Origin of the sequence: Streptomyces sp. UNOC14_S4 (genome assembly GCF_020740835.1) — a bacterium.
Classification (GTDB): Bacteria; Actinomycetota; Actinomycetes; order Streptomycetales; family Streptomycetaceae; genus Streptomyces.
Genome location: NZ_JAINFC010000207.1, coordinates 1 through 12,169, shown reverse-complemented (window position 1 = coordinate 12,169; position 12,169 = coordinate 1). Strand labels below are relative to the sequence as shown.

Below are 12,169 nucleotides of genomic sequence, written 5' to 3'. Positions count from 1 at the left end.
ACTGGCCCCCGCCCAGGCTCCCGACTCGGACGGGTGATGGGAGTTGGCTGTGAGCATGCCGCCAGGAAGCACGGTCAGGGACCGAAGAACGCGCCATTTCGCCTTCATCCGAGCCGATCAGGAAGGTGAAGCCCCACTGAGGGCCGGGCCGCCCGGCGGTGATGAGGCGTGAGCACGGCGCGCGAGAACTTGCCCGAGATTGGCGAACTTCTCCATGACACCGCCGCGGACCGCGTGGGCGAGTTCCGGGGCGCGACGGCTGGTCAGTGGACACTCCGCGCTCCGGGTAGCGGCGGCGAGTGGGAGGCCGAGCCCGGGAGCGTCGCGCCGGCGGGCACCTACGAACACGTACGGGCGGAGGCGGCGAAGCTCAACGCGCGCAGACGGAGGTTGCCGTGATGGCCGTCCCGCCGAGTGCACCGCCGAGCCTGCCGCCCACTTCACAGAACACGGGAGCGACGAAGTGACCCGCGCGCAGTTCGCTTACCGCAACTGGACGATCACGCCTGACCTTGAGCCCGACGCCCCGCCCACCAAGCACAGGTTCCGGTGCCTGGGTGAGGACGACGACGGCAAGCCGTGCGGCGCTGAGTCCAAGGAGTGCGCGGGTCTTGAAGACGCGCGCGGCTGGGCGTTCCAGCACCTCCAGGAGCGGCCCGAGCACACCAGCTATGAACAGGTCTTGTGTCGGCCGTGGGTGATGCGTCCTGGGAGTTTCCTGTGAGCCCCCAGGACGCGTCGACCCGCGGCTACTTGGCCCAGGTGATCGCAGAAGGCCCGGTGTACGGGACGGACGCGAACGCTCGCAGCGTCCTGGGTGCCTTGGCGACGCCCTACCTGGGCCGAGTGATCCGTTGGGTTCGGCAACAAGCTGTCCGCGTTGCGGATGGGCTTGATCCTGACCCCCAGACACCGTGGTGCGGCGCGTTACGGGGTGTGGAGTGCGCGACTATCAACGCCCTCGGTGACGCCCCCACGGTGTTGCGGCAATGGGCCAGAAGCGACGAAGCCCGCCAGGCGGCCTACGAGGCGTTACGCGCTGGCGTTCCGTTCAGTCTCGCGACGGCGGACCACACGGGCCGGTACGTGCTGGCTGTCTGGCCTGTGGACGTGCCCGTCACCGCCGTCACGGGCCCATCGGGTGCAGCACCGCCCACGAACACCCGCCCTGACCGCAACAGCCACAGGAAGCCTCACCGCAAGATGGGTCGGCTGTTCGCCTTCCTGCGGTCACGGCGGGCCCACTGAACCCTCGGCCGGCTGTCTGCTTGACGGTCGGCAGTCGGCCGGGTCAGCAAGTGCAGAGATCTTCCGACAGGAGGAGAGGCACGATGAGCACAGCAGTTCAGACGCGGACCCGCGATCCGCGCATCATCCTCAACCAGGTGCAAGAGCGCGTCCCGCACCTGGTGACGGATGTCGGCGTGGCCGACCTGTGGGAGCGAGAGGTCCGTCTCCTGCTGCGTGACAGCGTGGCCGTTCGCAGCCTCGCCGAACGCATCCTCGGGCAGGGCATCGCGTACCTGATCACGGCCATGGAGAACCCCGGCGTGGACATGGGCGTCGGGTACACCGTGGACATCGGGGTGCACCAGCTCATCCTCGACACCCCGCTCTACTTCGCACTGTGCGAGGAGTACAACGGCGGGCGGTACAAGCACCACGCACCGCTGATCGAGCGCCGTCGCGACGGCACGGTCACGCGCACGGCCGAGCTCATCCGACGCAACGGCTTCGACGTCGATGCCGAGCTGTGGGAGGCAGACGCCTCCGACTGTTCACCGTGCGACAACAAGGTCCCCGACAGCCACTGACCCAGCGCTAGAGTGCCTGCCCCCGTCCTCTCAGCCCAGGGCGGGGGCAGCGCCACGACCCTTCACGAGACAGAGGAAGCCCTGTTGCCTGCCCAACACGACATCGCCGCGGAACGCGAACTGTGGGACACCTACGCCCAGAGCACCAAGGGCGACGTGTTCGACGCCGAGCCTGTCTTTCGCTGGACGCAGTACGCCGACCACGGGCCCGGCCCGGAACTTCTCGGCGACCCGACGACCGTCCTGGAGATCGGGTGCGGCACCGGGCGGGCGCTGGCCTACCTCGCGGAGCGCGGGGTGAAGGCGGCCGGTGTCGATCTGTCGCCCGTGATGGTGGGGCACACCACGGACCGGTGGGGGCCGTTGGGCGTGCGGTTCGTCTGCGCCGAGGTGCTGGAGCACCTGACCGGCACCACGGAGACTTACGACGCCATCTATTCGATCTTCGGGGCGGTCTGGTTCACGGACCCGGCCAAGCTGTTCCCGCTGATCGCGGAGCGGCTGAACCCTGGGGGCACGCTGGTTTTCTCACAGCCCCCGGCCATCCCAGGCGCGTACGGCCCGCAGGGCATGTACAAGGGTGGGTTCGCGGGGAAGGCCATGTACACGTACCGGTACAGCTACACCCCGCGGAAGTGGGAGAGCCTTCTGACGAGGGCGGGGTTCGACGAGGTGGAAGCCCGGGTCTTGGACGCGCCGACGGCCGGGCACATCGGGACCTTGGTCGTCAGGGCCGCTGTCGTCGGATGATCTCGGATCTCACGCTGAGTACATGGGAACCTTGATCGTTCAGGCCGCTGGTGCGGGGCGTCTCGGAGTTCACGGACCAGGCGCGGACCAGACCCCCGTCCGAGAGCGGCAGACGGTAGTCTGTACCCCGCTCCGCAGCAGGTGGGCGGGGCGAAGGAGAGTTGCCCGAGCGACCTAAGGGAACGCTCTTGAAAACCGTCGTGGCAGCGATGTAACCATAGATTCAAACCCCACTCTCTCCGCCAGTCCGGCGTTAAGGCAGGCTAGAAAGGGGCGCTCTCTGTTGCCCCTTTCGTAGGGGACCTATCTCATCTTGGATCGCCAGTTTCCCGCTGTTGGCCAATGTGTGTGGACCAGACATGGATTAGGACTGGAGAGCCGAACAGGGAGAACTGCTGAGCTCCGGTTAAATGGAGCCGTGTGGTGCATCGTTGGCTAGGAACCGTAACCGTTGCTGCAGTTTTTTGGCCGCGCCCCTGTCGTTGTACGAGAGCTGCGGACGGGGCATCTGTGCCAGCGTTCTGTCATGGCTCAGATGCCCTGTTTCCTGCTGCTTATTTGCCGCGTGCGCCGTCCCGCGGTTTCTCTTTCCAGCGTTGCAGTATCTTGTCGCGAGCGGTTGCGCGATCATTCAACGTCGTCACTTGATGGTCAGGGAGATTGAGTTTGCCGAAGATAATTGCTGCCTGAGAGTAGGAGTTGACAGCCTCCTCTAGTCTTCCTGCTCTCAGTAGAGCAGTTCCCAGGTTTCTTAGCGCAAGCGCCTCGCCGTAAGCATCTTCGAGGTCCCGGCAGATTTCCACGTCCCGATTGTGGAGCCTAGCAGCTTCCTCGAACTGTCCCATCTCGAGAAACACTATCCCCAGATTTCCGAGGGTTGCTCCTTCAGCGTGGAGATCGCGAAATAGTCGAAAAATATTGCCGGCTTCGGTGTGAAGGCCAATGGCTTCATCTAGCTGTCCCATGTCGCGCAGTGCGATGCCGAGACTGTTTAGTGCCTTGCCCACATCGTGCTGGCGGTCGAGTTCTCGCAAGATAGCAATTGCTTGCCTAAGAGCATCGGCTGCCTCGCTTGGCTGCTCCGCTTCGATTAGGGAATTCCCCAGACTGGCCAATGCTGCACCGATGTAATTGGCGTTGTCTGTCCCCTGGCAGATTTTCAGTGATCGCCTAAGGATATCGACTGCTTCCTCTGGCTGCCCTATGCTTGTGAGGGTTGTTCCGAGATTCAGCAAGCTTATCCCTTCGCCGTGACTATCCCCCAGTTCTTGGGAGATAGCTAGGCTCTGGGAATGAGCGGAGATCGCTTCTTCGAAACGTCCCGCTCGGGTCAAGGCATTCCCAAGGTTGCAGAGCGCGGCGGACTCATTTTTATGGTCGCTGGCATTTTGGAAGACAGAAAGAGTACTCCTCGTGACGGCGATCAGGTCATCAAAGTAGCGTTGCTGGTCGAGGAAAGTAGATAGAGCGGCACACAATCGTAGTGTGGCGCCGGGAAAGTTGAGGGTATGGGCAGTGATAGTTGCGGCGACTAGGTTTGCACGCTCTGTCTCCAGCCACTCCCAAGCATGGTCGTTACTGGAGAAAAGATTTGATGTTGCGGTATTTTCCTCCGCAAGTAAGAAATTGTTTGCTTCCTGAGTGATGTGCGTGTAGTACTCGAAGAGATTTTCTTGAGCGTCCTCGCGTTTATCGCGGCCAGCATGGGAATGTCCGCACTCGTCGGCAAATATTCTTATCAAGTCGTGCATGCGCCAACGGCCCCATTTTGTTCCTGCCTCAATCAGATGGGCGCGGGCCAGGTCTAGAAGTGTTGCCTCCACGTCATGCTCTTCTGTGTTTACCAAGCTGGCAGTAGCCTGGGTGGACAAGTCGGGGCCGGGGTTCAGCGGCAGGAGTCGGAAGATTCGCGCTTGGTTCACAGGTAGTCGTTGATAGGAAAGCTCGAAGGCGGCTCGTACAGCTTTCTCTTCGCGTGACAGACGGTCCAGGCGTGTCTGTGCAGCCTTTAACGCTTGAGCGAGGGATGCCGCTGGCCGGGTGGGGGAGTCAGCAAGGAGGGCAGCAGCGATGCGAAGCGCAAGTGGTAACCCTGCGCAGGCTTCAGCGATCTGTCTGGCGGGCTGAGGAGCGTCCTGTAGTCGCGTGTCTTCTGGTCCCCGAGCTCGGCGCAGAACGTTATCCATCAGTTCGACTGACGCTGTCTGATCAAGAACGCCCAGCTCATGCAATCGGGCGCCTACGTCGAGGAAATGTCGTGAGGTGATCAGGACCCCTCCGGCGCCATCGCCAGGTAGTAGCGAGTCCGCCTGCTCAGTTGTACTTGCGTTGTCGATTACAACCAGTACTTTTTGCCCGTGGGAGGCGTACGAGGAAAGAATTGACCGGTACAGTCGCGATCGATCCTCCAGTGTGTCAGGTATCTGTTCGCCCGATAGCCCCAGTGATCGTAGGAAGCCGGCCAGTGCTTGGTCGGGGGCCACGGATCGACTGTTGTCGTAACCGTGCAGGTTTATGAACAGCGCGCCGCCAGAAAACCAATCCGTTTTCTCAAGAATGTGTGCGGCGGTTTGGACTGCCAACTCCGTTTTGCCGATCCCCGCCATGCCTGATACCACCGCAACTGGTAAAGGCGACTGATCACCGTCCGGGCTCAAAAGCCTCAGTAGGATCTGTACGTCTTCGTCGCGGCCGGTGAATGTGGCAGATTTTCGTGGCAGGCCCCACAATGCAGGTTTTATCTGTCGTGGAAGCTGCATTGTGATATTTCTGCCTTGTATCACCGCATGAAAAAAGACACCATCGCGGATTTCGTTAAAATGTGACTCGGTGTTCATTTTACTAAACCATCCACGTGGTTACTCTGGTTGGGCCCCAGATTTCTGCGGTTACGGGTCTGGCGTGATATCAGGTCGGGCCGGATGGGCGCATCGGGATCGGGGACCGTGGTGCGGTGCCGTCGCCCGCGGTAACGGCCCGTGAGGCTGGAGGCCCTTAGAGCTCGTAACAGGATCATGGTTTGTGGTTGTTGAGGCGTCGCCAGCAGATGAGGCTGCAGGCCAGGGAGACGAGGGCGTCGTGGAGTTCGATGCGTCGTTCCCAGCGGACGGCCAGGCGCTTGAACTGGTGCAGGAGTGCGAAGGTCTGCTCGACGACGTAGCGGAGTTTGCCCAGGCCTTCGATGTTCGGGGCGCCTTTGCGGGAGATGACGGGCAGGATGCGGCGCTTGCGCAGTTCCTTGCGGTTGGGGTTGCTGTCGTAGCCCTTGTCTCCCAGCAGCGCGTCGGGGCGTCTGCGTGGGCGTCCGGGCCGTCCGGCCACGGGCGGGACTGCGTCGACGAGTGCGAGGGTCTGGGTGACGTCGTTGACGTTGGCCGCGGTGGTGATGACCTTGAACGGGGTGCCCTTGCCGTCGCAGATCAGGTGGTGCTTACTGCCCGTTTTCCTGCGGTCGACCGGCGACGGGCCGGTCCCGGCTCCCCTTTTTTCGCGCGGATGTGGGAGGCGTCCACACATGCACGGGACCAGTCGAGTTCGTCGGCGGCATGCAGTTTCGCGAGCAGGACGCGGTGCAGCCGGTCGAAGACGCCGGCCTCGTGCCAGCGGCCCAGCCGCCGCCAGCAGGTCTGCCCCGAGCCGAAGCCCAGCTCCAGGGGCAGGAGCTGCCAGCTGATGTCCTGATAGAGCACGTACAGGATGCCCTGCAGGCACAGCCGGTCGGACACCGGCCGCGGCCCCGGCGCCCGCTCGGGCCACGGCGGCACCAACGGCTCGATCACTGCCCACAGTTCGTCGTCCACGATCCACGGCCGCTTCCTCACACCATCACGAACAGCCGGAACATCGCCTACGTCACGGCTGACCAGTCACGATCAACAAGATCCTGTTACGAGCTCTTATAAGCCGGGCGACGCGCCTTCGGCCGCAGGCCGTGCCTTCGCGCTTGAGGGCGGCGTGGACGCGTGGGGCACCGTAGGCGTCGCGCGAGGACCGGTGAACCTCGGTGATCTTCCCGGTCGGTTCCGCTTCGCGGACCGCGCGGGCCCGGGGTGCCGGTATGTCAGGCATAGAAGGCGGCACAGGGGACCTCTGCAGTTCACAAGAGCGTTTGGCGCTGTGACCTGCCTGTTTCTCTGCCTTGATGAACGGGTGGACGTTCACCGGGTCTCCACTGTGAAGAAAGCCGTGGCCTGCCTGGGGATCTCCGCATCCTCCCGCACGTCGGTTCTCCCGGCGCAGGCGGGCGAGTTCCTCCTTCTTCGTGCTGGTTAACCCGGGCCGCTGACCTCCATCGTCTCGGCCTGGCCGACTTTGGAACCGCACTGCGGTCTCCGTCAGGTCGAAGTCCTTGGCGACCTGCCCGACCGATCGGTCACCGCGCTGGCACAGCTCGACGATCTCGGACATGCACCCCGGCGTGCACGAGCAGCGAGGACGCGGCTTCTTCTCCATGCTCTCCATGGTGGGCATCCTTCCGGGCCGAGGCCCTTGATCGGGGATGTCCGTCAAAGTGAACCAAGTCCAATGTCTGCCTGCCCTCCCGGCGGCGCCCCCTCCCGCTCGTACAGCTCCCGCAGCTCCTCCTTCAACGACCTCTGAAACGCCGTGACCAGGGCCTGGACTACCAGGGGCTGCATATGGGCCGAGAGCGACTTCATCGCCGCCACGTCCGGCGCGTCCGCCTCGTCGTGGAAGAGGCGGGTGAGTTCGCGGGCCGTCGCGCGGGCGTGCCGTAGCAGGATCGTGCGGGCCGCCACGAGGGTTTCCGGGGGCCAGGGGACGTCCAGGAGCTGGAGGCCCAGGGAGAGGAGGCCCGGGTCGACGTGGAGCGCGGCGTCGGGGGACGGGCGCGTCAGGGCGCCCATCGCCGTGAGGCGGTCCAGGTCGTCCTCGGAGAGGGGGCGCCCCGCCCGGCGCTCCAGTTCGGCAAGCGTCGTCTCCTCCGGCTCGTCGGGGGTCCAGGAGGACACCACCGCGCGGTGGATGGCCAGGTCGTGCGGGCTGAGGTCCTCCGGGAGGCGGCGCAGGTAGCGTTCGATCGCGGCCAGGGTGAGGCCCTGGTGCTGGAGTTCCTCGATCAGGGCCAGCCGCGACAGGTGCCCGGCGCCGTAGCGGCCGACCCGGCGCGGGCCGATCTCGGGTGGCGGGAGCAGTCCGCGGGTGCTGTAGAACCGTACGGTCCGCACGGTCACCCCGGCCCGTGCCGCCAGTTCGTCGACAGTGAGACCGGTACCGGTACCGTTTTCCTCCGCCCGTGTGGTCATCGTGTGCCGCCCCCTCGTTCTCCGCTCCGCACCCCGGTGGGTCCAACAGTATTGCTGTACCACCGGAAGTGTTCGAAACGTGCCGCGGGGCCCGGTGCCGTGACGCACCGGGCCCCGCGATTCAGCGATCAGCGATCAGTGGCGATTGACGTGGGCCGCCTGCGCCTCCTGGATCTTCTTCCAGGACTTCGGCTCCTTCGGCTTGTCCGCCGTGAGCGAGGTGCGCGGCTTGCCGGCCTTGGCCCCCTTGGCCGCGGACGACGGCGGCGACGGCGGCGTGGCGGGCTTCGCGGTCTGGAACAGCCAGGTGTCGAAGAGCCTGGCCAGCGGCTTGCCGGAGACCTTCTCGGCGAACGCCACGAAGTCCTGCACCGAGGCGTTGCCGTACTTGTTCTCGGCCGTCCACCGCTGGAGGATCGTGAAGAAGGTCTTGTCACCGACCTCGTTGCGCAGGGCCTGGAGCGCGACGGCGCCCCGGTTGTAGACGGCCCGGTCGAACTGCTTGTCCGCGCCCGGGTCGCCCGGCTTCACCTTCCAGAAGGAGTCGTCCGCGTCGTAGCCGTTGTAGACGTAGTCGGCGAGTTCCTGGGCGGTGCCCTCGCCCTCCTTCTCCGACCACAGCCACTGGGCGTAGGTGGCGAAGCCCTCGTTGATCCAGATGTTCTTCCAGTCCTTCACCGAGACGCTGTCGCCGAACCACTGGTGCGCGAGCTCGTGGACGATCAGTGAGACGTTCGCGCCGTTCGAGAAGGACGAGGGGCTGTAGTACGGCCGGGTCTGGGTCTCCAGCGCGTAGCCCGTCTTGACGTTGGGCACGTAGCCGCCGACCGCGGTGAAGGGGTACGGGCCGAAGAGCGTGCTCTCCCAGTCGATGACCTCGGAGGAGCGCTCGACGCTCGCGCGGACGGAGGTGGCGTTGTCGCCGAGGTCCTTGCTGTAGGCGTTGAGGACGGGGAGGCCGTTGGCCGTGGTGCCGGTGGTGATGTCGAACTTGCCGACGGCCAGCGTCGTCAGATAGGTGGCCTGAGGCTTGGTGGAGCGCCAGTTGTAGCGCGTCCAGCCGAGCTTGGAGGTCTGGGAGGCGAGCACGCCGTTGCTGACGGTCTGGTAGCCGTCCGGGACGGCTACCGAGATGTCGAACGTGGCCTTGTCCGTCGGGTGGTCGTTGCTCGGGAACCACCAGATCGCCGAGTCCGGCTCCTGGGCCACCACCGCGCCGTCCGGGGTGCGGTTCCAGGCGGAGAAGCCGTCGACCTTCGCCTGGGAGGGGGTGCCGCTGTAGCGCACGACGACGGTGACGTCCTTGCCCTTGGGCAGGGCGGCGGACGGGGTGATCTCCAGCTCGTGCGCGCCGGACCTGGCGAACGTGGCCTTCTTGCCGTCGACCAGCACTTCCTTGACGTCGAGCAGGAAGTCCAGGTTGAAGCGGGACAAGTCCTGGGTGGTGGTGGCGAGCAGGGTCGCCGTGCCCTCCAGCTCGTCCGTCTTCGGCTGGTACTTGAGCCGCAGGTCGTAGTGCGAGACGTGGTAGCCGCCGTTGCCGGAGTACGGGTAGTAGGAGTCCCCGACCCCCGGGGCGCCCGGCGTGGCGTCGGCGGCCGAGGCCGGAATCGCCAGCAGGAGGCAGGCTGCGGCCGCGCTCGGAACGATGAGTCTCTTGCGCACGGGACACTCCAACTCGTAGGAGGCGAACGATCACTCGGACATGCGAAAGCCTATGAACTCACTGTGCGGCCGGGTATGTCCATGGGGCGGCCGACATGTGATCGTCATGCGCCTGTCACGCGAGAGGGTTTCCGGCCACCTCGTGAGCCTCGTCGCGGACCCTTCTGCACGCGTGTCACCCCGCGCTACGGTCCGCGCGTGCGTACACGCCTGCGGGACGACACCCGCATACCCTGGACAGCGCTCGTACTGGCGGCCGTGGCCGCCCTGTTGGCGGTCTTCGCCGTACCGGCGGGGGCGGCGACCGGCGCCACCGCCGCCACCGGCGCCGCGGCAAACAGAGAGAGCAGACCCGTCTACTCCTACGACCGCGCGGTGCGCGAGTCCGTATGGGTGGACACCGGGACCGACGGCGACGCGAACGGCAGGCCCGACCGCGTCGCCGTCGACATCATCCGGCCCCGCGAAGCGGCCGAACAGGGCCGCCGGGTGCCGGTGATCATGGATGCCAGCCCGTACTACTCCTGCTGCGGGCGCGGCAACGAGAGCCAGAAGAAGACCTATGACGCGCAGGGCCGCCCTGTGCAGTTCCCCCTGTTCTACGACAACTACTTCGTCCCGCGCGGCTATGCGGTGGTCCTGGTCGACCTCGCCGGAACCAACCGTTCCGACGGCTGTGTCGACATCGGCGGCCGGTCCGACGTGCAGTCGGCGAAAGCCGTCGTCGACTGGCTGAACGGCCGCGCCCGCGGCTGGAGCAGCCGTACGGGCACCACGGCGGTCCGGGCCGACTGGACGAACGGCGCCGTCGGAATGATCGGCAAGAGCTACGACGGCACCATCGCCAACGCCGTCGCCGCCACCGGGGTCAGGGGCCTGAGGACCATCGTCCCGATCGGGGGCATCAGCTCCTGGTACGACTACTACTTCGCCAAGGGCGCCGCCCTCTACGACGGCGGGCCCGACGGGCTCGCGAGCGCCGTCGAGAGCCCCGACGCGCGGGCGCACTGCCAGGCGCAGCAGCGCGCGCTCGTCGAGGGCGCCCCGCGCAACGGCGACTGGACCCCGCTGTGGACCGAGCGCGACTACGTCAAGGACGCCGCCAAGGTGCGCGCCAGCGTCTTCGTCGTCCACGGCACGCAGGACCTCAACGTCCGCACCAAGCACTTCGGCCAGTGGTGGGACGCGCTCGCCCGCAACGGCGTGGAGCGGAAGATCTGGCTGTCGCAGGCCGGGCACGTCGACCCCTTCGACTTCCGCCGCGCCACGTGGGTGCCCACCCTGCACCGCTGGTTCGACCACTACCTCCTCGGCTACGACAACGGCGTCGAGCGCGAGCCGATGGCCGACATCGAGCGCGCGCCCGACCAGTGGTCCACCGACCGCGTCTGGCCGCCGAGCGGCACCCGGACCACGGCGCTCCGCCCTGCCGCCGGAGCCGTGCCCGGCGTCGGCACGCTGGGGCTGAGGCCCGCCCCGGCCGGTACCACCGCCGCGTTCACCGACGACCCCAAGCACGACGAGAGCGACTGGTCGGCCCACATCGACCAGGCCACCCCGGACAAGGCCGGGTTCACCACCGGCCCGCTCACCCGCGACCTGCGGCTGTCGGGCTCCTCCCGGGTGAGCGTCACCGTCACCCCGTCGACCGGCTCCGCCCACCTCTCCGCCGTCCTCGTGGACCTCGGTCCCGCCGGCATCCGGAACTACGCCGCCGACGGCGAGGGCATCACCACCCTGACCGACAGCAGCTGCTGGGGCCTCGGCACCACCGGGGACACCGGGTGCTTCAAGAACACCGAGGCCGACACCGAGCAGGTCGGGTACACGGTCTTCAGCCGCGGCTGGGCCGACCTCGGCCACTACGCGGGCGCCACGGGCCGCCCGCTCACCCCCGGAAAGCCGTACGCCATCACCCTCGACCTCGCCGCCACCGACCACGTCGTCCCGGCCGGGCACCGGCTGGCCCTGATCGTCGCGGGCACGGACGCCGGGCTCATCGTGCCCGCGGCCACCACCCCGCGGCTGGCCGTGGACCTCAGCCGCAGCCGCGCCGAGCTGCCGCTCGTCGGCGGGTGGCAGGCGTTCGCCCGTGCCACCGCGGGCGGCCACCCGCCCGTGCCGCGCGCGGGCACCCCGCCGCACGGCCTGCGGCCGCCCGTCCCTTCCCGCATACCGTCCGGAAACGCCTGAAGCATGGCCTAATCTGGTCATTACCAGGGCATAATCATCGGATGTTCGCGGAATCCCGCCCTCTGTGGCGGGATTCCGCGCGTTGCACAGGTCACGCACAGGAAAAACTGTTAGTGGGCTCGGTGCCGCAGCGGTTACAGTCGCCTCATCATGAGCGCCACCCTCGTCGCCAAGGACCTCGCCGCCGGTCACGGCGACCGCACCCTCTTCTCCGGGCTCGACCTCGTCGTCGCGCCCGGTGACGTCATCGGCCTGGTCGGCGCGAACGGCGCGGGCAAGTCGACGCTGCTCAGGCTGCTCGCCGGCCTGGCCGCGCCCCAGGAGGGCGGTGTCCGGCTCAGCCCGCCCACCGCGACCGTCGGCCACCTGCCCCAGGAGCCCGAGCGCCGCCCCGGGGAGACCGTGCGCGGCTTCCTGGCCCGCCGCACCGGCGTCGCCGCCGCCCAGGCCGCGCTCGACGCCGCCACCCAGGCCCTCGTGGAG

At 66.5% G+C, this 12,169-nt stretch carries 11 protein-coding genes; 6 read left to right on the top strand and 5 right to left on the bottom strand.

What is annotated here, in order from left to right; translation table 11 throughout:
* Nucleotides 1–168: 168 nt before the first annotated feature.
* The 4 genes from K6I34_RS19480 to K6I34_RS19465 all read left to right on the top strand — a co-directional run bounded on the left by K6I34_RS19480 (nucleotide 169) and on the right by K6I34_RS19465 (nucleotide 2,564).
* Nucleotides 169–399: a hypothetical protein gene (locus K6I34_RS19480; RefSeq protein WP_229327578.1), complete on the top strand. Its 231-nt coding sequence runs from the start codon at nucleotides 169–171 to the stop codon at nucleotides 397–399.
* Nucleotides 400–463: 64 nt separating this feature from the next.
* Nucleotides 464–724, top strand: a complete 261-nt coding sequence (locus K6I34_RS19475) for a hypothetical protein (RefSeq protein ID WP_229327577.1) — start codon at nucleotides 464–466, stop codon at nucleotides 722–724.
* A 607-nt stretch (nucleotides 725–1,331) separates the two neighbouring features.
* The gene (locus tag K6I34_RS19470) at nucleotides 1,332–1,814 is read left to right on the top strand and encodes a hypothetical protein (RefSeq protein ID WP_229327576.1); all 483 of its coding nucleotides are present in this window, start codon (nucleotides 1,332–1,334) and stop codon (nucleotides 1,812–1,814) included.
* Nucleotides 1,815–1,898: 84 nt separating this feature from the next.
* Nucleotides 1,899–2,564 (top strand): bifunctional 2-polyprenyl-6-hydroxyphenol methylase/3-demethylubiquinol 3-O-methyltransferase UbiG, encoded by a 666-nt coding sequence (locus K6I34_RS19465; protein ID WP_229327575.1) that lies wholly within the window; start codon nucleotides 1,899–1,901, stop codon nucleotides 2,562–2,564.
* Between the two features lie 554 nt (nucleotides 2,565–3,118).
* Here K6I34_RS19465 and K6I34_RS19460 read toward each other — a convergent pair.
* From K6I34_RS19460 to K6I34_RS19445, 5 genes are all read right to left on the bottom strand, one after another.
* Complete coding sequence (locus K6I34_RS19460) at nucleotides 3,119–5,401, bottom strand: tetratricopeptide repeat protein (RefSeq protein ID WP_229327574.1); 2,283 nt, start codon at nucleotides 5,399–5,401, stop codon at nucleotides 3,119–3,121.
* A gap of 175 nt (nucleotides 5,402–5,576) precedes the next feature.
* Nucleotides 5,577–6,385 (bottom strand): IS5 family transposase gene (locus tag K6I34_RS19455; RefSeq protein WP_229327573.1). Its coding sequence is split into 2 segments (ribosomal slippage): nucleotides 5,577–6,065 and nucleotides 6,068–6,385, totalling 807 coding nucleotides; the frame shifts between segments, so codons are not numbered across the junction.
* A gap of 31 nt (nucleotides 6,386–6,416) precedes the next feature.
* Nucleotides 6,417–6,632, bottom strand: a complete 216-nt coding sequence (locus K6I34_RS38920; protein WP_374230967.1) for an IS3 family transposase — start codon at nucleotides 6,630–6,632, stop codon at nucleotides 6,417–6,419.
* A 437-nt stretch (nucleotides 6,633–7,069) separates the two neighbouring features.
* On the bottom strand, nucleotides 7,070–7,828 hold the full coding sequence (locus K6I34_RS19450) for a MerR family transcriptional regulator (protein ID WP_229327572.1): 759 nt from the start codon (nucleotides 7,826–7,828) through the stop codon (nucleotides 7,070–7,072).
* Nucleotides 7,829–7,963: 135 nt separating this feature from the next.
* Complete coding sequence (locus K6I34_RS19445; RefSeq protein ID WP_229327571.1) at nucleotides 7,964–9,493, bottom strand: M1 family metallopeptidase; 1,530 nt, start codon at nucleotides 9,491–9,493, stop codon at nucleotides 7,964–7,966.
* A gap of 81 nt (nucleotides 9,494–9,574) precedes the next feature.
* On the opposite strand from K6I34_RS19445, the gene K6I34_RS19440 reads away from it, so the two are divergent.
* Both K6I34_RS19440 and K6I34_RS19435 read left to right on the top strand, forming a co-directional pair.
* Nucleotides 9,575–11,686, top strand: a complete 2,112-nt coding sequence (locus K6I34_RS19440; protein WP_374230966.1) for a Xaa-Pro dipeptidyl-peptidase — start codon at nucleotides 9,575–9,577, stop codon at nucleotides 11,684–11,686.
* Nucleotides 11,687–11,836: 150 nt separating this feature from the next.
* Nucleotides 11,837–12,169: ATP-binding cassette domain-containing protein (locus K6I34_RS19435; RefSeq protein WP_229327570.1), on the top strand; the 333-nt coding region annotated here is incomplete at its 3' end.

What these genes read in the sequence shown, in the direction of transcription:
- K6I34_RS19470 (WP_229327576.1), top strand. Translation starts at nt 1,332, where the DNA reads ATGAGCACAGCAGTTCAGACGCGGACCCGCGATCCGCGCATCATCCTC.
- K6I34_RS19450 (WP_229327572.1), bottom strand. Translation starts at nt 7,828, where the DNA reads ATGACCACACGGGCGGAGGAAAACGGTACCGGTACCGGTCTCACTGTC.
- K6I34_RS19440 (WP_374230966.1), top strand. Translation starts at nt 9,575, where the DNA reads ATGGGGCGGCCGACATGTGATCGTCATGCGCCTGTCACGCGAGAGGGT.
- K6I34_RS19460 (WP_229327574.1), bottom strand. Translation starts at nt 5,401, where the DNA reads ATGAACACCGAGTCACATTTTAACGAAATCCGCGATGGTGTCTTTTTT.
- K6I34_RS38920 (WP_374230967.1), bottom strand. Translation starts at nt 6,632, where the DNA reads ATGCCTGACATACCGGCACCCCGGGCCCGCGCGGTCCGCGAAGCGGAA.